Origin of the sequence: Pollutimonas rozaliensis (assembly GCF_048751585.1) — a bacterium.
In the GTDB taxonomy this organism is placed as follows: Bacteria; Pseudomonadota; Gammaproteobacteria; order Burkholderiales; family Burkholderiaceae_B.
This window is the reverse complement of record NZ_JAZHOB010000001.1, coordinates 538843-558765: the sequence shown is the minus strand read 5'-3', so window position 1 is coordinate 558765 and position 19923 is coordinate 538843. Positions and strand designations below refer to the sequence as shown.

The 19923-nt window shown below is 62.0% G+C and carries 16 protein-coding genes and 1 pseudogene; 11 read left to right on the top strand and 6 right to left on the bottom strand.

Annotation, left to right across the window (positions count from 1 at the left end):
- The first annotated feature begins 30 nt into the window (after positions 1-30).
- Positions 31-1029, top strand: coding sequence for a Bug family tripartite tricarboxylate transporter substrate binding protein (locus V0R37_RS02630; protein WP_420373010.1), 999 nt, complete (start codon positions 31-33; stop codon positions 1027-1029).
- A gap of 44 nt (positions 1030-1073) precedes the next feature.
- Here the strand turns inward: V0R37_RS02630 and V0R37_RS02625 are convergent, their stop codons facing one another.
- The 3 genes from V0R37_RS02625 to V0R37_RS02615 are packed head-to-tail and all read right to left on the bottom strand — an operon-like array spanning position 1074 to position 4257.
- Positions 1074-1994 (bottom strand): LysR family transcriptional regulator, encoded by a 921-nt coding sequence (locus tag V0R37_RS02625; RefSeq protein ID WP_420373009.1) that lies wholly within the window; start codon positions 1992-1994, stop codon positions 1074-1076.
- Between the two features lie 30 nt (positions 1995-2024).
- Positions 2025-3374: an MFS transporter gene (locus V0R37_RS02620; protein WP_420373008.1), complete on the bottom strand. Its 1350-nt coding sequence runs from the start codon at positions 3372-3374 to the stop codon at positions 2025-2027.
- Between the two features lies 1 nt (position 3375).
- On the bottom strand, positions 3376-4257 hold the full coding sequence (locus V0R37_RS02615) for a LysR family transcriptional regulator (RefSeq protein ID WP_420373007.1): 882 nt from the start codon (positions 4255-4257) through the stop codon (positions 3376-3378).
- A gap of 107 nt (positions 4258-4364) precedes the next feature.
- Between V0R37_RS02615 and ggt the strand changes: the two genes are divergently transcribed.
- From ggt to V0R37_RS02570, 9 genes and pseudogenes are all read left to right on the top strand, one after another.
- The gene (gene ggt / locus V0R37_RS02610) at positions 4365-5993 is read left to right on the top strand and encodes a gamma-glutamyltransferase (protein ID WP_420373006.1); all 1629 of its coding nucleotides are present in this window, start codon (positions 4365-4367) and stop codon (positions 5991-5993) included.
- A 30-nt stretch (positions 5994-6023) separates the two neighbouring features.
- Entirely contained in the window at positions 6024-7538 is a 1515-nt protein-coding gene (locus tag V0R37_RS02605; RefSeq protein ID WP_420373005.1) for an ABC transporter substrate-binding protein, read from the top strand.
- An 83-nt stretch (positions 7539-7621) separates the two neighbouring features.
- Positions 7622-8566: an ABC transporter permease gene (locus tag V0R37_RS02600; protein ID WP_420373004.1), complete on the top strand. Its 945-nt coding sequence runs from the start codon at positions 7622-7624 to the stop codon at positions 8564-8566.
- Positions 8563-9441 carry an ABC transporter permease gene (locus V0R37_RS02595; RefSeq protein ID WP_420373003.1) on the top strand — a complete coding sequence of 293 codons (879 nt, stop codon included), beginning with the start codon at positions 8563-8565 and terminating at the stop codon, positions 9439-9441. Before V0R37_RS02600 ends, V0R37_RS02595 begins: the two co-directional genes overlap by 4 nt.
- A gap of 4 nt (positions 9442-9445) precedes the next feature.
- Positions 9446-11305: a dipeptide ABC transporter ATP-binding protein gene (locus V0R37_RS02590; protein WP_420373002.1), complete on the top strand. Its 1860-nt coding sequence runs from the start codon at positions 9446-9448 to the stop codon at positions 11303-11305.
- Between the two features lie 27 nt (positions 11306-11332).
- Entirely contained in the window at positions 11333-12829 is a 1497-nt protein-coding gene (locus V0R37_RS02585; protein ID WP_420373001.1) for an ABC transporter substrate-binding protein, read from the top strand.
- Positions 12830-12856: 27 nt separating this feature from the next.
- Positions 12857-14652: pseudogene (locus tag V0R37_RS02580) on the top strand (gamma-glutamyltransferase family protein).
- 131 nt (positions 14653-14783) lie between these two features.
- The gene (serA, locus tag V0R37_RS02575) at positions 14784-15983 is read left to right on the top strand and encodes a phosphoglycerate dehydrogenase (protein ID WP_420373000.1); all 1200 of its coding nucleotides are present in this window, start codon (positions 14784-14786) and stop codon (positions 15981-15983) included.
- 33 nt (positions 15984-16016) lie between these two features.
- Positions 16017-16469 carry a MarR family winged helix-turn-helix transcriptional regulator gene (locus tag V0R37_RS02570; RefSeq protein WP_420373129.1) on the top strand — a complete coding sequence of 151 codons (453 nt, stop codon included), beginning with the start codon at positions 16017-16019 and terminating at the stop codon, positions 16467-16469.
- A gap of 41 nt (positions 16470-16510) precedes the next feature.
- Here V0R37_RS02570 and V0R37_RS02565 read toward each other — a convergent pair whose 3' ends face one another.
- Genes V0R37_RS02565 through V0R37_RS02555 form a run of 3 tightly spaced genes read right to left on the bottom strand, consistent with a single transcriptional unit; the run spans position 16511 to position 18570 of the window.
- Positions 16511-16963, bottom strand: a complete 453-nt coding sequence (locus tag V0R37_RS02565) for an RrF2 family transcriptional regulator (RefSeq protein ID WP_420372999.1) — start codon at positions 16961-16963, stop codon at positions 16511-16513.
- A 4-nt stretch (positions 16964-16967) separates the two neighbouring features.
- Positions 16968-18173, bottom strand: a complete 1206-nt coding sequence (locus tag V0R37_RS02560; RefSeq protein WP_420372998.1) for an NnrS family protein — start codon at positions 18171-18173, stop codon at positions 16968-16970.
- Positions 18166-18570, bottom strand: coding sequence for a group III truncated hemoglobin (locus V0R37_RS02555; RefSeq protein WP_420372997.1), 405 nt, complete (start codon positions 18568-18570; stop codon positions 18166-18168). Before V0R37_RS02555 ends, V0R37_RS02560 begins: the two co-directional genes overlap by 8 nt.
- Before the next feature lie 243 nt (positions 18571-18813).
- Here V0R37_RS02555 and V0R37_RS02550 point away from each other — a divergent pair, with 243 nt between their 5' ends.
- The gene (locus V0R37_RS02550) at positions 18814-19827 is read left to right on the top strand and encodes a glycosyltransferase family 2 protein (protein ID WP_420372996.1); all 1014 of its coding nucleotides are present in this window, start codon (positions 18814-18816) and stop codon (positions 19825-19827) included.
- Positions 19828-19923: the final 96 nt, after the last annotated feature.

The following is a 19923-nucleotide window of genomic DNA, read 5'->3' as shown; positions in this document are numbered from 1 at the left end:
TTCAAGAACCATAAACTGAGGAAAAACACCATGCTTGATTCACGTAGACGCTTTATGAAGACCGCGGCCGGCGTGGCCGCCTGCCTTCCCGGAATGGGCTTGGCAATGAACGCAAGGGCTGACTCGCTGCAGGCCTGGCCGGCAAGGCCGGTACAGCTGGTGCTCGGTTATCCGACGGGCGGCGCAACCGATGGCGTGGCCCGCCCACTGGAGCTGATGCTGAAGGACAGTCTGGGCCAGCCGGTGGTGTTCGACTATCGGCCGGGCGCGGGGGCCACCATTGGCGCGGCCTATGTGGCGCGTGCGAAACCGGATGGCTATACCTTGCATGTGACTGATAGTGGCCCCATGACGATACTGCCCAACGGCCGCAAGGTGGGCTATGACCCGCTTACGGGATTTACGCCGGTTGGGATGGTGTGCGAGGGCGCTTCCATTATCGTGGTGCATCCGTCCGTACCAGCCCATACGCTGGAAGAGTTGATCACGCTGGCTAAACGCGATCCAGGCGCGATCGGTTTTGGCACTTCGGGATTGGGTGGAGCCGCGCACTTGTCGGGAGAGTTGTTCCAGGCGATGACAGGCACGCAGTTGGTGCATATACCCTATCGAGGCGGTAGCCAGGCGGCGATCGACTTGGTCGGTGGGCAGATTCCCATGGCTTTCGCATCGACAGGGACCGCATTGCCGTTCGTGAAATCAGGAAAAATGCGGGCGCTTGCCGTTACATCGAGTCAGCGCGTATCGATTTTTCCTGACGTCCCCACTGTGGCGGAAGCGGGCTACCCCGACTACGACGCGACTGTTTGGTTTGCCATTGTCGGCCCGGCGGGCCTGCCGGACCCCATCGTGGCACGTTTCAATCATGCCTTGCAGGACGCCTTGGGAGCACAGAGCACGAAGGACACCCTGCGAGCTCAGGGCTACGAACCGGCGGCGGGTACGCCGCAGATGCTGGCGCAGCGCTTGCGTGCCGACTACGAGAAATGGGGCAACTTAATCCGCGAAAAGCAGATTGCGTTTGAGTAGTGGGCGAAGCCGGCTGTTTGGTTCCATTTGGGAGCGGCGGGAATTCAGGTCTGCGCGTTTTGGCTGCGCAGACGCATGAGAGCCGATTCCAGAAAATGCTGTGCCGTGGCGGACATGGGCAGGATGCGGTTCCATATCAGTCCCACAGCGTCGCCTGCCGGCGGCACTTCGATGGGTAGAACACACCCGACAGGCGGTGCCAGAAAACGTTGAGCGACGCGTGTGGGCACGATGGTCAGGTAGTGTCCCAGGCCAAACAAGGGAGCCACAAGCGTCATGTCGCTGGTCTCCACATAGCGGGTCGGAAGATCAAGCTGTTGAGCGGCTAATGTGCGAGTCAATAGATCGCGCATCAACGTGCCGGGCGCCGGAAGACACCATTGGTGCGCCACGAGTTCCTCCCAGCAGACCTTGCGCTGGAGAGCAAGCGGGTGATCGGCGCTGGCGACGATCGCCACTGTATCGGTCGTGACCGCTGCGCTGGCCAGCCCCGCCTTGGTGATGTCCGCGCTAAGGCGGGCGAACAATAGCGAGAGCTGGCCTTCGATAAGCATATCGCGCAGGTCGGCCGACTCTCCTTCGACGATGCGCAGCCTTACTCGTGGGAATTGTCGGGAAAACTCCGCAATCGTATCCGCCAAAAACGGATGCAGCGATACCGCTTTTACCCCGATGCGCAACTCGCCAAAATGGCCCTGTCCCAGGCCTTGGGCGTCCTCAGAGAGCACGCTTAGCTGGGCTTGCACCTGCTGACCCGCGCTAATGACCAGCTCGCCCAGCGCAGTGGGGCGAATCCATCCGCGACCGCGCTCGAACAACGGCTGGGAAAACACGGCCTCGGCTTCGGTCAGCGCCTTGGAGATTGCAGCGGGCGTAATGTACAGCCGCTCGGCAGCCTGGGCCAGGCTGCGTGCCTGGCTAATGGCAAGAACAATATTCAGATGCCTCAGCTTGAGTCCGTTCATGAGTTTCGATTTATTTGACGGTTCTCCGAATCACCGCGCCGCGACAGGCACCACGAAAGCCTGGCGCGATGCGGGCAGGCTCATGGATACGATGCTTGCCGCCAGCAGCAGCGCGCCGGCGCTGCCGAAGGCGATCCAGTGCGTGCCGAAGGTTTCGTAGCCCCAGCCGCCCAGCCATGAACTGATCATGCCGCCAACCTGATGGCCCAGGTAAGTCCAGCCGTAAAGGATGCCGACCAGGCGCACGCCGTAAAGGTCGGCGAGTATGGCGGACGACAGCGCGATGCTGCCGGCCCAGACGATGCCGCCTATGGTGGCCGCGGCATAGAGTTCCCATTGCGTGCCGACCATCACCAGCGCAAAAAAGCCCAGGCCCCGGATCAGGTAGATGGCGGAAAGAATGTTCCTGCGCGGCACCATGTCCGACAGGCGGCCCAGGACCAGGGTGCTGAATATGGCGGCGAAGCCGATCAGGCCGATGCCGAAGGAACCGGTCATGGCGTCGAAGCCATGATCCATCAGCATGGGCACGCCATGCGTGCCCAGCAGGTTCATGCTGTAGCCGCAGGCGAACAGGCCGAAGGCGATTTTCCAGAATTGCACGGTGCGCAGGGCGTCGCGGACTTTAAGGTCGACTGCCGGCGAAGGCCGCATTGCGGCCCGGCCGGGCGCGGGCGAAGCACAATTGGCCGCGGCAAGCGCGGATGAATCGGCCGTAGCGGCGGCCGATGGGGCACCTGGGGTCGCCGGACCGGCATCCGCATCGGGCGGCGCGTCTTCGCGAATGATGAACAGCGCAATGGGGACGGTGATGACGGCCAGCAGGACGGCGAAGCTCAGCAGGGTCTCCCGCCAGCCCAGCCATTCGATCGATAGCCCCAGCACAGGCGTCAGGATGGCGATGCCGGCCATGGATCCCGTGGACAGGAAAAACAGGGCCATGCCGCGCCGCCGCACGAACCAGCGGCTCAGCACGGGCGTCATCGTGACGGGGCTGATGAAAGACAGGCCCAGGGACAGCAGCACGCCGAAGGCCAGCAGGAAGCTTATCGGGCCGGTCGCCATGACGGTCCCGGCAATGGCAACCGCGACCAGGGCGGTGCCCAGCAGCAGCACGAAACGCGTGCCGCGGGTGCTGACCAGGTGTCCGGCGATGGGCATGCCTATGCCGTAGAACAGCATGCCGATGGCGATGATGCCGGCCAGCAGGCTGCGGCTGAATCCCAGGTCGTGCGCAATGGGCAGGAAAAAAGGGCCTATGCCCATGCGCAGGCCCACCGTCAACAAGGTGAGCGTTGCGGCCGCCGCAACGATCGTCCATCCGAAATACCAGTTACCGATACGTCCAAGCGCCACAGCCTTCTCCTGTTTTTCGCACATTCTACCTAAGAGACAGGCTGGCGTAACTGTCGTAGACGGCTTGGGTGATGTCCAGTTGCATGCTGTCGCGCCGCACTATCATGCCGATGTCCCGCGAGGGCGAACCCAACTCGGCCGGCAGCGGCAGTATGCGCAGGCCGTTCATGGTTTCCCAGTCCAGCGTGTGCAGCAGCGGCAGCACCGTAACCCCCACGTCCTGCTGCACCAGGCTGAGCAATTGCTCGATGGCGTTCAGTTCCAGGAAATCGTCGGGCACGATGCCCATTTTTTGCAGCACACGGTCTATTTGCCGGCCTGTGTGCTGGCTGCGATCGAAGCGCAGGAAGGGATGTTGCGTCAGGATTTCCCGGGGATCGTCGCTGCGGACCGAGAGCGGGGCAATGATGCGCAGCGGTTCCTGATAAAGCAGGGACCAGGTCGTGCCGGCGGGGCGCTTGACGGTCCCGACGACGAAGGCGGCGTCGATATCGCCTCGTTCCACTTTCTGGGTCAGCTCGCTGGATTTGCCCGAAACCAGGCGTATGCCCAGCTCTTTATGCTGACTCTTCAATTGCGACACGATTTTCGCCAGGATGCTCATGCTGGATACGATGGCGCCTATGGCCAGCTCGCCCGCGAAGTGCCCGGTGGATGGCCGGGGCAGCCGGATGCGATCGTAGAGCTCCAGCAGCCGGTTCACTTCGGGCAGCAACTCGCGTCCGGCCTGGTTAAGCAGGGCCAGCCGGCCGCTGCGGTCGAAAAGCTCTCGGCCGAACTCCTTTTCCAGCGTCCGCATTTGCAGGCTGACGGCGGCCTGAGTCAGGCCCACGTGCTCGGCGGCCTCCGAAAACGAGCCTAAGCGGGCAATGGCGACGAAGGTGCGCAGAAAGCGAAGTGAACTCATAAGAAAAACTTGAATGAGAAATATAAAACTAAATTGATCTAATGAAAGAATGATAGTAGCTTAGACGGTTTGAGCAACACTTTTTCTGGCAACATTTCTTTCCCGACATGAAAAACTTCAACTGGTCCAATCCCTATCCTTCCATTCGTACGCCGGTGTTCGCGCGCAATGTGGTCTCCACCTCTCACCCGCTAGCGGCCCAGGCCGGATTGCGCATGATGCTTAAAGGGGGGAATGCGGTCGATGCGGCCATTGCGGCCGCCGCCACGATAACGCTGGTCGAGCCGGTATCTTGCGGCATCGGCGGCGACTGCTTCGCTATTTTGTGGGATGGCAAGAAACTGCATGGCCTGAACTCGTCAGGCGTGGCGCCGGCGGCCTGGAATGTGGAGTATTTCAAGCGCAAATACGGCACGGGTTCCGATGGCCTGGCCAAACAGCCCAAGCGCGGCTGGGACGCCGTGACGGTGCCTGGCGTGGTGGCGGGCTGGGCCGCTTTGCATGGCAAGTTCGGCAAGCTTCCGTTCGAAACCCTGTTCGAGCCGGCGATCGAGATTGCCGAACGCGGCTATGTAGTGCCGCCTGTGGTGGCCGGCAAGTGGGCCACGGCGGCCGACGAACTCAAAGACCAGCCGGGCTATGCCGATGCCTTCATGCCCGAAGGCCGTGCGCCTCGTACGGGCGAGTTGTTCCGCTTGAAAGGCGCGGCCAATACGCTGAAGCGCATTGCGCAAAGCCATGGCCGTGATTTCTACGAAGGCGAGCTGGCCGAGAAGATAGCCGCCTTCAGCCGCGAATGCGGCGCCGCCATGACCCTGGATGACTTGCGCGGCTACAAGCCTGAGTGGGTCGAGCCCATTTCCAAGGATTATCACGGCTATACGCTGAACGAGATCCCGCCCAACGGGCAGGGCATTGCGGCGCTGATCGCGCTGGGCATCTGCGAGCGTTTCGATCTGCGCAATATTCCGGTCGACTCGGTGCGATCCCAGCATATCCAGATCGAGGCGATGAAGCTGGCCTTCGCCGACCTGTACCGCTATGTGTCCGATCCGCGCAGCATGCCCATCACGCCGGAGCAGATGCTGGACGACAATTACCTGGATAGCCGGGCCAAGCTGATCCGCCTGGACGAGGCCTCGTTCCCGGCCGCCGGCCGTCCGCATGCGGGCGGCACCATTTATTTGTCGGCCGCCGACGAAAGCGGCATGATGATCTCCTTCATTCAGTCCAACTATATGGGTTTCGGCTCCGGTGTGGTGGTTCCGGGCACGGGCATCAGCATGCAGAATCGCGGCGTGGGCTTTTCGATGGATCCGCAATCGCCCAATGTGGTGGAGGGCGGCAAAAGGCCTTTCCATACGATCATCCCCGGCTTTTTGAGCAAGGACGGCAAGCCGGTCATGAGCTTCGGCGTAATGGGCGGAGACATGCAGCCCCAGGGCCATTTGCAGACCGTGGTCCGCATGATCGATTACGACCAGCAGCCGCAGGCCGCCTGCTGCGCCCCGCGCTGGAAGGTGAATCGCGATTTCACGCTGGATATCGAGCACACCATGGACGCTTCCGTTACCCAGGGCCTGATCGGGCTGGGGCACAAGCTGCATTCGGTGAACGACCCTTATATGGATTTCGGCGCCGGACAGTTCATCTGGCGCATGTCGGAAGACGACAACGAACAAGGTTATGTGGCGGCCAGCGATGGCCGCAGGGATGGCCAGGCGGTAGGTTTTTAATCCATAACGACAAGCTGGAGGAGACAAGACATGAAAAAAATCACGGTATTGGCCGGAGGCCTGCTGCTGGGCATGGCCGCTGTCGGCCATGCGCAAGACTTGCGCATCGGCATGCAGGACGATCCGGACACGCTGGATCCGCATCGTTCGCGCACCTATGCGGCGCGCATCGTCTTCACGTCGCTGTGCGACAAGCTGGTGGACATCGACGGCAAGCTTCAGTTCGTGCCGAAGCTGGCCAAGTCCTGGTCCTGGAACGAGGACAACACGGCGCTGACTTTCAAACTGCGCGAAGACGCCGTTTTCCATGACGGCGGCAAGTTCGACGCCCAGGCCGCCAAGGCCAATCTGGATCGCGCCATGACCTTGCCGGAAAGCCAGCGCAAGAGCGAACTGGCTTCGGTCAGCCAGGTGGAGGCGCCCGACGCGTACACGCTGGTCATCAAGGTCAAGCAGCCCGACGCGCCGCTGCTGGCGCAGTTGTCGGACCGGGCCGGCATGATGCTGTCGCCCAAAAGCTTCGCGGGCGCGGACAGCGCATCCACGGTGGGCCGCAATCCGGTCTGCTCGGGGCCCTACAAATTCGTCGAGCGCGTCCAGAACGACCGCATCGTCCTGGAAAAATTCGACAAATACTACGATGCCAAGGATTACGCATTCGACAAGGTCACCTTCTTTGCCATACCCGACTCCACGGTGCGCCTCTCGAACCTGAAGTCGGGCGGCATAGACATACTTGAACGGGCCAATCCCAGCGACGTGCCGGATATCAAGCAGGATGCCGGGCTGGTGTTCAAGCCGGTAACCGGCTTGGGATTCCGTCAATTCATGTTCAACGTAAGCAACGGGGAAGGCGCCAAGAACAATCCCTTCAGCAACAAGCTCGTGCGCCAGGCCTTCCAGTTGACGATAGACCGGGCCGCCATAGGCGAAGTGATAGGCGGGGGCATCTTTCCGCCCGCTCAGCAGCCTTTTCCGCTGGCCAGCCCCTATCACAGCGAAAAGTTTCCGGTGGTCAAGCCCGATATCGCCAAGGCCAAGGCCTTGCTGAAAGAGGCGGGCATGGAAACCGTACAGGCTCAATTGACCTTCGCCAACAACACCATCGAGGCGTCCACGGCGGAAATGGTGCAGGCGATGGCCGGCCAGGCGGGCTTCCAGCTCAGCCTGCGCCCCACGGAGTACGCGGCCATGCTTGCCGAGTCGGCCAAGGGCAATTTCCAGGTGGACATGCGGGGCTGGTCGGGCCGGGTGGATCCGGACGGCAATATCTTTTCGTTCGTAACCTGCAAGGGCACGCTGAATGACGGCAAGTATTGCAATCCCAAGGTCGATGAATTGCTGCGCAAGGCGCGCACGATATCCGATCAAGAGAAGCGCAAGGCCGTGTACGACGAAGCGCAAACGATATTGCAGGACGAATTGCCCAGCATGTATATTTACTACCAGCCATGGCCGTTCGTCATTCAAAAGAAAGTGCAGGGCTTTGATCCTTACCCTGACGGCATGATCCGGCTCAAAGGGGTGTCCTTCTCCAAGGGATGATCCCCGGCGCACCCGGTCCGGGCGGCGCGCCGTAGCGCCGCCCGTGTCCACGCATTGTTTCACGCCAGCCAGGACTCCATTGCATGTTCAAGCTTATTTTGCGCCGCGTCATCGTAGCCATACCCACGTTGATCCTTGTGTCGATCGTGATATTCGGCTTGCAGAAGATACTTCCCGGCGATCCGGTGCTGGCCATGGCCGGCGAAGAGCGTGATCCCGCCGTGCTGGACTTCCTGCGCGAAAAGTACCGCCTTAACGACCCCCTGCCAGTCCAGTACGTGGCCTGGATAAAGGAAGTCAGCCAGGGAAATCTGGGCGTATCGCTGCGCACCGATATTCCGGTCACGACGTTGGTGTCGCAGAAGTTGCCGGTGACCATACAGCTGGCCATCATGGCCATGCTCTTCGCGATTCTGGTCGGAATCCCGTTGGGCATTCTTGCGGCGGTCCGCAAGGGGACGCGGGTGGAATTCGGGGCCAACCTGTTCGCGCTGTCGGGCATGTCCATTCCCAACTTCTGGCTGGGCATCATATTGATCATGATTGTTTCGGTGCAGTTCAAGCTGCTGCCGGCCTCGGGCTACGTGCCGCCGGGCCGTGATTTCTGGCTGTCCATGAAAACCATGCTGATGCCGGCGCTGGTGCTGTCCACGGCTATCGCCGCCTATCTGATGCGCCATACCCGTTCCGCCATGCTGGAGGCTTTGAGCGCCGATTATGTGCGCACCGCGCGGGCCAAGGGGGCGTCCGAGCGCGTCGTGGTGCTGCGCCATGCCTTGCGCAATGCGCTCATGCCCATCGTCACCCTGGTGACCATCCTGTTCGGCGAACTATTGGCCGGCGCCGTGCTGACCGAGCAGATCTTCGGCATACCGGGCTTCGGCAAGCTGCTGGTCGATGCGGTCTTCAATCGGGACTATGCGGTGGTGCAGGGCGTGGTGCTGTGCATCGCGGTCGGCTTCATTGTCCTGACCCTGGTGGCGGACGTGCTGTACATCCTGGTCAATCCACGCTTGAGGTATGCATGAGCACGCATGTCGCCACCGCCGGGCAGGGCGTGTTCGAACGGCGCCGCAGCCGGTCCTGGTCCAAGTTCAGGCGCAGCCCTTCGGCCATGCTGGGCGCGGCCATTGTCATGTTCTTTGTGCTGGTCGCCCTATTCGCCCCGCTGATCGCCGGATACGATCCGGCGCAGGTCAGCTTCACCGCCATACGCAAGGCGCCCTCGGCGGCGCACTGGCTGGGGACCGACGAACTGGGCCGCGACATCCTTAGCCGCATGGTGTACGGTGCGCGCGCTTCCCTGCTGGCCGGCATGTGCTCGGTGCTGATTGCGCTGGCGGCGGGCGTGCCTTTCGGCCTGCTGGCCGGCTATTTCGGCGGCCTGATCGACGGCTGCATCTCGCGCGCCACCGAGGCGCTGCTGTCCATTCCCTTCCTGATACTGGCCATCGCGCTGGCCGCCTTCCTTGGACCCAGCCTGATCAATGCGATGATCGCCATCGGGGTGTCGGCGGCGCCGCTGTTCATCCGGCTGGCGCGCGGCCAGGTGCTGGCGATCAAGAATGAAGACTATGTACAAAGCACGCGCTCGCTGGGCGCATCGAACACGCGCATCATCCTGCGCCATATACTGCCCAATGTGATGCCGGCGCTTATCGTTCAGGCCACCATCATGATCGCCAGCGCCATCATCGCCGAGGCCAGCCTGTCTTTCCTGGGCCTGGGCCTGCAGCCGCCCAATCCTTCCTGGGGATCGATGCTGAACACGGCCAAGAACTTCATGACCCAAGCGCCATGGATGTCCATTTTCCCCGGCTCGGCGATCTTCCTGGTGGTTTTCGGGTTCAACCTTCTGGGCGACGGACTGCGCGATGCGCTCGATCCGCGGCAGGAGCATTGACGCCATGCAGACGATGAATGGACAACATGTCATACAGGTAAGCGATCTGACGGTTGCCTTTACGACGCCGGACCGTTCGGTCGAGGCGGTGCGCGACCTGTCATTTCATGTGGCCAAGGGCGAAACCCTGGCCATTGTGGGCGAATCGGGCTCCGGCAAGTCGGTGACTTCGCTTTCGCTGATGCGTCTGGTTGAATTCGGCAACGGCCGCATCATGCGGGGCAGCATCCTGCTGCGCCGCCGCGACGGCAGCGTCCTGGATCTGGCCGCCGCGTCCGAGGCCGAAATGCGCACGGTGCGCGGCGCCGACATCGCCATGATCTTCCAGGAGCCCATGACCTCGCTCAATCCCAGTTTCACGGCCGGCGATCAGATTGCCGAGGCGCTGCAACTGCACCAGGGCATGGATCGCGCCGCGGCGCTGGCCGAGACGCTGCGGCTGCTGGAAGTCGTGCGCATTCCCGATGCGCGGGCGGTGCGCGGACGCTACCCTCATCAGCTTTCGGGAGGCATGCGCCAGCGCATCATGATTGCGATGGCTCTGTCATGCCGGCCTCAGGTCCTGATTGCCGATGAACCGACCACGGCGCTCGATGTCACGATACAGGCGCAGATATTGCAGCTTATTCGGCAACTGCAGCAGGAAATGGACATGGGCGTGATCTTCATCACGCACGATATGGGCGTGGTGGCCGAGGTGGCCGACCGGGTAATGGTGATGCATCGGGGCGACAAGGTCGAGGAGAACGATTCCGATGCGCTCTTTGGCGATCCCCGGCATCCCTACACCCGTGCGCTGCTTTCGGCCGTGCCCAGGCTGGGCTCCATGAAAGGCAGCGACCAGCCGGCGCCTTTTGCCTTGCTGGACATCGCGCGGAACCAGGACGCCCCGGCCGCGGCGCCGCCGCCGGCCAGCACGGCGCGCTACGGCCAGGACCCGCTGCTGAAGGTGGACAAGCTGACGACCCAGTTCGATATCGCCACCGGGCTGTTCGGCAGGGTCAGCCATCGGGTGCATGCGGTGGAACAGGTCAGTTTCGACCTGTACCCGGGCGAAACGCTGGCAATCGTGGGCGAGTCCGGCTGCGGGAAGACCACCACCGGGCGCTCGCTGGCGCAGCTGGAGCGCATACGGGGCGGCAAGGTCACCTTCCAGGGGCAGGACATCAGCCTGTTGCGCGGCAACGAAATGCAGGCCCTGCGGCGCCACATACAATTCATTTTCCAGGATCCTTTCGCGTCGCTGGACCCGCGCGTGACGATAGGCTATTCCATCATGGAGCCGTTGCTGATCCATGGCGTGGCCAAAGGGCGCGAAGCCCAGCAGCGTGTCAGCTGGCTCATGGAAAAATGCGGCCTTGCGCCCGAAATGATAGACCGTTATCCGCACGAGTTTTCCGGCGGACAGCGTCAACGCATCTGTATCGCGCGCGCCTTGGCGCTGAACCCCAAGGTCATCATCGCCGACGAGTCGGTATCGGCCCTGGACGTTTCCATACAGGCGCAGATCGTGAACCTGCTGCTTGATCTGCAACGGGAACTGGACCTGGCCATACTGTTCATTTCTCACGACATGGCGGTGGTCGAACGCATCAGCCATCGCGTAGTGGTGATGTACCTGGGCCAGGTGGTCGAAATAGGCCCGCGCCGCGCCGTCTTCGAGAATCCGCAGCATCCCTATACGAAGAAACTGATGGCGGCCGTTCCGGTCGCCGATCCCAGCTATCGCCACAGGCAGCATTCATTGCTGGTGGACGAGATCCCCAGCGTGGTTCGCCATGTGAGCGACAAGCCCCTGGTTCGTCCGCTGGTCGAGGTGGGCAAGGGCCATTTCGTGGCTCGCCATGCCGTAGGTGTTTATTGAAGCGTTGGTTTATTTGGGAGAGTGATCATGCATAAGGCAATGTTCAAGCTGGCGTTGGCGGCCAGCCTGGCTTTCTCGGGCGCCGCCGCGGCGCAGAGCACCATAAGGATAGGATTGCAGGACGATCCGGACCAGCTCGATCCCGCTCGCGCCAGGACATTCGTGGGCCGCATCGTATTTGCATCGCTATGCGACAAGCTGGTCGACATCACGCCCACGCTGGAGTTCGTGCCGCAACTGGCGACGTCCTGGGAATGGCAGGACAGCAAGACGCTAAAGATGACGCTGCGCGACAAGGTCGTCTACCACGACGGCACGCCCATGGACGCGGCGTCGGTCAAGGCCAATCTGGAGCGGGCCAAGAACCTGCCCGACAGCAACCGCAAGAGCGAACTGGCGACCCTGGCGCGGGTCGATGCGCCCGATCCGTCCACCGTCATTCTGCATTTGTCCGAGCCGGATGCCTCGTTCCTGTCGCAGCTCTCGGATCGGGCCGGCATGATGCAGTCGCCGGCCAGCTTCGACAAGGATCCCGGCAAGAACCCGGTGTGTTCGGGGCCGTACCGATTCAAGGACAGGGTGCAGAACGATCACATCACGCTGGAAAAATTCCCGCAGTACTGGGACGCGGCCAGCTACCATTTCGATACGGTCAGGTTCAGCCCCGTACCCGATGCCACCGTGCGGCTGAACAATATGCGCTCGGGCGGGCTGGACATTATCGAACGCGTCGCGCCCAGCGATGTGGAGACCGTGAAGGGCGACCCCAATCTGGCCTTCATGCCGATCACCGGCCTGGGCTTCCAGGCCATTTCCGTCAATTTCGCCCATGGACCGCGCGCGGACAACCCCTTCGCCAAGGACGCGCGGGTACGGCAGGCTTTCGATCTGGCGCTGGACAAGGATGCCATCAACCAGGTCGTGGGCATGGGTCTGTACCAGCCGGCCTTCCAGCCTTTCCCGCCGGCCAGCTTTGCCTACGATAAAAGCGTGGAGCGCAAGGGGCGCGATGTTGAAAAGGCGCGCGCGCTATTGAAGGCGGCAGGCCACGATCGTGTCAAGGTGGAGATTTCCTTCGGCAACAACACCATCATGCAGCAGGTCTTCGAGCTGATCCAGGCCATGGGCAGCGAAGCGGGCTTCGACATAAGCTTGCGGCCCATGGAGTTCGCGGCCCTGCAATCGACCATGGCGCGCGGCGATTTCGAACTGGCCCAGGCGGGCTGGTCGGGCCGGGTCGATCCCAGCGGCAATGTATTCCAGTATGTGGCCTGCAAGGGCAGCCTGAATGACGGCAAGTTCTGCGACCAGGCCATGAACGACTTGCTGATCAAGGCGCGCCAGGAACTGGACACCGCCAAGCGCAAGCAGCTGTACTCCGAGTTCCTTAAGCAGATGCAGGAGAAGCGGCCCATTTTCTATACGTTTTACCTGCCCTGGACCTTCGGCTTGCAAAAGCGCGTGCAAGGTTTCGTGCCTTATCCCGACGGCCTCATCCGCTTGAAGAACGTCACCCTGAAATAATCCCCCGGCAATAGGCGGCTTTCCAGCATGTTCACGACCCGTCCCGAAATTACCGGCACCTTCGGTGTCGTGACTTCCACGCACTGGCTGGCCTCGTCGGTGGGCATGGCCATGCTGGAGCGGGGCGGCAACGCTTTCGATGCCTGTGTGGCCAGTGCCTTTACGCTGCATGTGGTCGAACCCCACCTGGTGGGTCCAGCCGGCGAGGTGCCGGGCATTTTCTATTCGGCGCGCACCGGCAAGGTCCAGGTGCTGTGCGGGCAGGGCACGACGCCGGCGGGCGCCACGCTGGAGCACTACCGTTCACAGGGGCTGGAACTTATTCCGGGCAATGGCCTGCTGGCCACGGTGATCCCCGGCGCTTTCGATGCGTGGATGATATTGTTGCGCGACCATGGCAGCATGACGTTGCGGGATGTCCTGGAGCCGGCCATCCATTACGCCCGGCACGGCCATCCCATGCTGCCCCGCGTGGCCAACACCATTGCGGCCTGAAAGATTTCTTTGAAACGCACTGGCCCACCTCGGCCGGCATATATGTACCCAAAGGAGCGCTGCCGCGGGCTGGCAAACTATTCTGCAATCCGGCCCTGGCCCAAACCTGGGAACGCATATTGGCCGAAGCGGAAGGCGCCGGCGGCGATCGCGAGAAGCAGATCGAGGCGGCCCGCAAGGCCTTCTACCAGGGGTTTGTGGCCGAAGCGATAGATCGCTTTGTCTCGGGCAACGAGGTCATGGACGAAAGCGGTACCCCGCACAAGGGCGTCATGACGGGGCAGGATCTGGCGGGCTGGTCCGCCAGCTATGAAGAACCGCTATTGCATGACTACGGCGGCGCAACGGTGGCCAAGACGCAGCCCTGGAGCCAGGGCCCTGCTTTTCTTCAGACGCTTGCCCTGCTGGAGCACACCGATATCGCCCGGCTGAAAGACGGCGATCCGCGTTTCATTCATTTGCTGATCGAGGCCATGAAGCTGGCGTTCGCGGATCGCGAAGCCTATTACGGCGATCCCGGCTTTGTCGACGTGCCGATGCGGGCCTTGCTGTCGCCGGACTATAACCGGGAGCGCGGCAGGCTGATCGGCGAACAGGCCTTCAATGAACTGCGTCCGGGAATCGTGCCGGGCTACGAGGCGCAAGTGGCCCGGGTGAACGCGGTGCTGGATCGCTTGTCCCGCAACAACGATGGCAGCCTGCTTTCCGCAATGGACCGCGCCAACCCCCTGTTGTCCGCCAAGCGGGGCGACACCACGCATATCGACGCCATAGACCGCTGGGGCAATATGATTGCCGTGACCCCTTCGGGCGGCTGGCTGCAATCTTCGCCGGTCATCTCCGAGTTGGGTTTCGGGCTGAATACCCGCGCCCAGATGTTCTGGCTGGAAGAGGGCTTGCCGGGCACCCTTGCCCCCGGCAAGCGCCCGCGCACCACGCTAAGCCCCACCATGCTGCTGCGAGACGGGAATCCATACATGGTGTTCGGCACACCGGGCGGCGACCAGCAGGAACAATGGCAACTGATTCTTTTCCTGCGCCACATGCATCAAGGCATGAACCTGCAACAGGCCATCGATGCGCCGATGTTCCATACGCAGCATTTTCCCAGTTCCTTCTATCCGCGCGGGCGCAAGCCGGGCAACATCACCATAGAGACGGCCGTGGGCGCGCGGGTGCTGGACGATCTGCGCCGCCGGGGACACCAGCTTGAGGAATCGCAGGAGTGGAGCATAGGCCGCCTGACGGCGGCAGCGCGCGATCCGGACGGCTTGCTCCATGCGGCGGCGTCGCCCCGGCTGGTCCAGGCCTATGCGGTGGGGCGCTAGGCCCGGCCACGCCGCCTGGCCGGCCGGCATTGCCGCAATGCACAAATCCCTTTGCCCGGAATGGGCACAAGGGCATTCAGTCCTAAAATAGTCCACAATAACTGTTTATCGTTGTTTCCCCGGGATATTTAATGACTCGCATTGTCCTCTTTGAGAATATTCACCCTAGCGCCAAGGAAATCTTCACATCCGCCGGTTTGGACGATATCGTGATGCATGCGTCGGCGCTGCAGCCCGACGCCCTGCGCGAGGCGCTGCGCGGCGCGCATCTGGTCGGCATCCGTTCCCGCACGCACCTGGACGCCGCCTTGCTGGCGGATGCGCCCGATTTGCAGGCCATCGGCTGCTTCTGCATAGGAACCAACCAGGTGGACCTGGAAGCGGCCATGCTGCGCGGCATTCCGGTATTCAACGCGCCTTTCTCCAATACCCGCTCGGTCGCCGAATTGGTGCTGGGCGAGGCCATTTTGCTGCTGCGCCGCATTCCAGAGAAGAACGACAGGGTGCATCAGGGGCATTGGGACAAATCGGCTGAAGGCGCCTTCGAGGCGCGCGGCAAGACGCTGGGCATCATCGGATACGGGAACATCGGTTCGCAGGTTGGCACCCTGGCCGAGGCGGCGGGCATGCGCATCATCTTCCACGATGTCGAGGCCAAGCTGCCGCTGGGCAACGCCAGGGCCAGCGGCTCGCTGAAAAAGCTGCTGGCGCAATCGGACATCGTCACTTTGCACGTGCCGGGGGGGAAATCCACCCAGAACATCATGGACGCGCAGGCCATTGCGGCGATGAAGCCCGGCGCGATACTCATCAACGCTTCGCGGGGCACCGTCGTTGATATCGACGCGCTGCATGCGGCACTGGTTTCCGGGCACCTGTCCGGCGCCGCGCTCGACGTCTTTCCCACCGAGCCGAAAAGCGTGAACGAACCGCTGGCCAGCCCCTTGATCGGCATGCGCAATGTCATTCTTACTCCTCATATCGGCGGCAGCACTCAGGAGTCGCAGGAGAATATCGGCCGCGAAGTGGCCGAAAAGCTGGTTCGCTTCGCATTGAGCGGCACAACCAAGGGCGCCGTGAATTTCCCCGAAGTTCCCTACCAGGAGGCTGCCGGCACGGCCCGCATACTGCATGTACACCGGAACCTGCCGGGCGCCATGGGTACGCTGAGCAACCTGATGGCGGAACACGGCCTGAATATCGTCAGCCAGCAATTGCAGACGCGCGGCCAGATCGGTTATGTTATTTCCGATGTCGAAGGAAAAGTCGACGATACCGTCATGTCGGTATTGCGTTCGCACCCCATAACGGTGCGCTGCAATCAGGTCTGACATGCCCGGCCGCCACGGCGGCCTTCTTTAGCGCTGACAGGTCCAGTGACTTCCTACAACAATCCCTCCAACAGCAAAGATGGAAGTCCGACCCGCGCCGATTACGAAGCGCTGGCCATGTTTCGCTTCACCTTGCGCCGCTTCAGCGCCTTCAGCGAAGCGGCGGCCGCCGCTGCGGGGCTGATGCCGCAGCAGCACCAGGCCCTTCTGGTGATCAAGGCCATGAGCGCCGATGCCGCGCCCAGCGTGGGCGACGTCGCCGAGCACCTGCTGATCCGCCACCATAGTGCGGTGGAGCTCATCAATCGCCTGGTCCGCATGGAACTGGTGCATCGCTTGCGGGATCCGGCCGACCGCCGCCGCGTGCGGGTCATGCTGACGCCGCTGGCCGATGAAAAGCTGGCGGCCCTGTCGAATGTCCACCTTGAAGAGCTGCGCGCGGTGCGGCCTTTGCTGACTAAATTGCTGCGTCATTTCAGCAGTTAGGCCCATCGGCGTTCAAGCGCTGACAGGCATGGCCGTTGGCCTTAGCTGGCTTTGATTCGTTCCACGAAGTGCAGGACAGAGCTTGCGCCGGGCGCGGGCTCGGGCAGTATGTCGGCCAGTGAATAGCGGTCCAGATGCTGCATGAACTGCTGCAGCGCGCCGTCGATGATGGCGGTCAGGCCGCAATGGCCGCTTAGCGAGCAGCCATTGCCGGCCACGAAGCATTCCACCAGGGCCAGGTCGTTCTCGGTATCGCGCACGACGGCTCCCAGGTTGATTTCCCGGGGAGGCCGGGCCAGGCGCATGCCGCCGTTCTTGCCGCGCACGGTTTCTATCCAGCCCCGCTGTGCCAGCCTATGCGTGATCTTCATGAGATGCGGCTCGGAGATGCCGTAGGACTGCGCGATTTCGGCGATCGTGCATAGACGGTCGGGGTGCCTGCCGACATACATCAGCAGGCGCATCGCATAATCGGTCATGGTGGTCAGGCGCATGCGATTACCCCGGACTCGCAGGGCGCGGGCGGATCAGCATGGGTACGAAGCGCCATAGATAAAGGGCCATGCACGCGATCCAGCTTAGCGCGGCCGCGCGCAGCAGCCACAGGCTGTCGCTGCTTGGCCACAGCGCGCCCAGCCGCAGCACGACCGCGGCTATCATCAGGTAGTAGCTGACCAGCATGCTGTTGTCCAGGGCCAGGGGGCGGCCCAGGTGGCCCAGCGCCGTGCGGGTCACCATGCCGATGATCAACACCGCGAACCCGCCCATGCCGATGATGTGTACATGTACCGCGGCGCGCGCCAGCACGCCGGTGGCCAGTCCGCTGGTGTGCCAGGCGGCGAAGATCAAACCCAGGCCCATGGCGGCATAGCCCAGGTAAAGTATCCAGAGCATGGGCTTATGCAGGACCGCCAGCGGCTTCCACCGCGCCACTTGCCACAGGCTGACCAGGCCGACCGCCGCCAGCGCGGCGGCCATGGGCAAAGCCAGGCCGGCCAGGCCCAGGGCAATGGCGATCACGCCGATGGCGAGCTGGATCTGGCCGCTGCGAACCTGCATGGGCAGGGCGAGGCCGGGCACCATGCGCATCGAGAAGAAAGGAATGACCCGCCGCGCGATCAGCAGGGCGATCACGGCCATGCAGATCATGCCCAGATCGAAACGCCGCATGAGCAGGACGTAATCGCCATCCAGGGCGGCGCGCAGGTACAGCGCGTTGGCCGCTCCCAGGCCCAGCACGAGTAGCGGCACGCCGTAGTTGCGGCGGCTTTTTCCCTTGACCATGACGCGCATCAGACATGCCGCGCTGATCACGAAAAAGGCGATTTCGCTGGCGCAGGCGATATGGGTCGCGATTTCACCGCCGACCAGATAGCCGATGCGCGCGATCAGCCACAGCACGACGATACCCGCCAGGCCCGCGCCCTTCAGGGGATTGAAGCCGGTCCAGGTGGCGCTGGCCGTCAACAGGAAAGCGACGGCGATGGTGGCGATGAAACCCCAGAGCATTTCGTGGGCGTGCCATGCCAGGCCGCCCAGCGGCTGACCTATCCATTGCGGCGCAAAGATCCAGATGAACAGGGAAATCAGGGCCCAGCCGCAGCCGGCAATATACAGCGGTCTGAAACCCAGGCTAAGGAATGCGTTCATATCGGGCCGGCTTGCGGCGCTTCCGCCCTCGTGGACCTGCGGCAGTTCAGCCATGTGTGATCTCCGTGGGCATGCGATTGGGTTCGTTGTTCATCTGGTATCCAAACCACAGGCTGCGGGCGATGCGCTGGGCGAATTCCTCGGCGCGCTCGGCGAAGGGGCGGTTCGGCAGCTCTTGCGCCGTTTCGTGAAAAAGCGACAGCCATTGGGTGAACATGCCGGCGTTCAGGCCGGGCAGGGCGATGTGCTTGGGCATGGGCGTACCGCTGTACGATCCGGTGCCCAGCAGTAGCGACGACCAAAAACGAACCATGATGGCCAGATGCTTGTCCCAGTCGTCGATGTGGCGGTTGAAGATGGGGCCCAGCATGGCGTCGGCCCGCACCCGCTCGTAGAACCCGTAAACCAGCGTTCTTATTTCTTCTTCGGTACAGAGTTCGGATCGGGTCATGGGATAGTGTTTCCTGCTGCCCCGGAAGCGACAGCGGTCAAGAATAATAAGTTTAAAGATTTATTTAAAAGTAATCTTATAAAAGTTCGCTATCGCCGTCAATCCCAGGGTATGCAACACTAACGGCGGATACATGTTTTACGTTAATATTAGCGGTTGCTGCATTTTGTAATATTTATTCGACGCGAATTTCACGCGCTTTGTGATCTGATCTGGCCACGAACTTACTACATTGATTTGTCCATGTCTCAGTCCACCACGCTTACCTGCGTGATCCCCTGCCTGAATGAGGAAGCCAATTTAAATGTATTGTTGCCTCAACTTCTCGCCGTCCTGAATTCGTTGCACATCCGCTACGAAATCATCGTGGTGGATGACGGCAGCACCGACGGCACGCCCGCCGCCATGCAGGACTGGGCGGCCAGGCATTCCGAAATCCTGTACATGCAGCTTTCCCGGAATTTCGGCAAGGAAGCCGCGTTGACGGCGGGGCTGGAAACCGCCCTTGGGCAGGTCGTGGTCTGCATGGATGCCGATTTGCAACATCCTCCCCAACTGATTCCACAAATGCTGGAACGCTGGCAGGCCGGGGCCGAAATGGTCTATGCCGTGCGTGCCACGCGTCAGGACGAATCCTTGTTCAAGCGCATGGGTACCCGGTTTTTTTACGCACTGATGCGAACATCCGGGGGGCTGCAAGTTCCCGAGAACGCGGGGGACTTCCGCCTGATGGATCGCGTGGTGGTGGATGCGCTGCTACGTCTGCCCGAGCGTAATCGCTTCATGAAAGGGCTATTCGCCTGGGTGGGCTATCGGTCCGAGCCCATGCTGTATTCGCCCCCCGAGCGCCTGCATGGTAAATCGACGTTCAAGCCGTTCAAGCTGTTCCGTTTTGCCGTCGATGGCATCACGGCGTTCACGACCTGGCCCCTGCGCATGCTGAGCCTGATCGGAATTTTCCTGTCCCTGCTGTCGTTCGCCTACGGTTTGTTCATTGTTGTGACCTATCTGATGTTCGGCGATCCGGTTCAGGGCTGGGCTTCGCTGATTACGGTCGTTCTTTTCTTTGCGGGCGTCCAGCTCATTTCCGTGGGTGTGCTGGGCGAATATATCGCCCGTATTTTCGGAGAAGTCAAGAATCGTCCGGTGTATCTCGTGCGCCAACAATGCGGGCGCGGCCTGACACAAGCCGCCGCAACACCGCAAACGGTGGCGTCCGTTACGCACGCCAATTTTCCGGCGCAAAAAACCGGCTAAGCCACCGCGCCTTCGTGCCGCGGCGCCGGGCGGTCCCTTTCATTCTCCTGGCGCTACTGTCGATTATGCTCATCCGAGACGCAACCCTGGTATGTG

Excerpts from the sequence above, each read along its gene's own strand:
- V0R37_RS02630 (WP_420373010.1), top strand. The coding sequence starts at position 31 with ATGCTTGATTCACGTAGACGCTTTATGAAGACCGCGGCCGGCGTGGCC.
- V0R37_RS02625 (WP_420373009.1), bottom strand. The coding sequence starts at position 1,994 with ATGAACGGACTCAAGCTGAGGCATCTGAATATTGTTCTTGCCATTAGC.
- V0R37_RS02620 (WP_420373008.1), bottom strand. The coding sequence starts at position 3,374 with ATGTGCGAAAAACAGGAGAAGGCTGTGGCGCTTGGACGTATCGGTAAC.
- V0R37_RS02615 (WP_420373007.1), bottom strand. The coding sequence starts at position 4,257 with ATGAGTTCACTTCGCTTTCTGCGCACCTTCGTCGCCATTGCCCGCTTA.
- ggt (WP_420373006.1), top strand. The coding sequence starts at position 4,365 with ATGAAAAACTTCAACTGGTCCAATCCCTATCCTTCCATTCGTACGCCG.
- V0R37_RS02605 (WP_420373005.1), top strand. The coding sequence starts at position 6,024 with ATGAAAAAAATCACGGTATTGGCCGGAGGCCTGCTGCTGGGCATGGCC.
- V0R37_RS02600 (WP_420373004.1), top strand. The coding sequence starts at position 7,622 with ATGTTCAAGCTTATTTTGCGCCGCGTCATCGTAGCCATACCCACGTTG.
- V0R37_RS02595 (WP_420373003.1), top strand. The coding sequence starts at position 8,563 with ATGAGCACGCATGTCGCCACCGCCGGGCAGGGCGTGTTCGAACGGCGC.
- V0R37_RS02590 (WP_420373002.1), top strand. The coding sequence starts at position 9,446 with ATGCAGACGATGAATGGACAACATGTCATACAGGTAAGCGATCTGACG.
- V0R37_RS02585 (WP_420373001.1), top strand. The coding sequence starts at position 11,333 with ATGCATAAGGCAATGTTCAAGCTGGCGTTGGCGGCCAGCCTGGCTTTC.
- serA (WP_420373000.1), top strand. The coding sequence starts at position 14,784 with ATGACTCGCATTGTCCTCTTTGAGAATATTCACCCTAGCGCCAAGGAA.
- V0R37_RS02565 (WP_420372999.1), bottom strand. The coding sequence starts at position 16,963 with ATGCGCCTGACCACCATGACCGATTATGCGATGCGCCTGCTGATGTAT.
- V0R37_RS02560 (WP_420372998.1), bottom strand. The coding sequence starts at position 18,173 with ATGGCTGAACTGCCGCAGGTCCACGAGGGCGGAAGCGCCGCAAGCCGG.
- V0R37_RS02555 (WP_420372997.1), bottom strand. The coding sequence starts at position 18,570 with ATGACCCGATCCGAACTCTGTACCGAAGAAGAAATAAGAACGCTGGTT.
- V0R37_RS02550 (WP_420372996.1), top strand. The coding sequence starts at position 18,814 with ATGTCTCAGTCCACCACGCTTACCTGCGTGATCCCCTGCCTGAATGAG.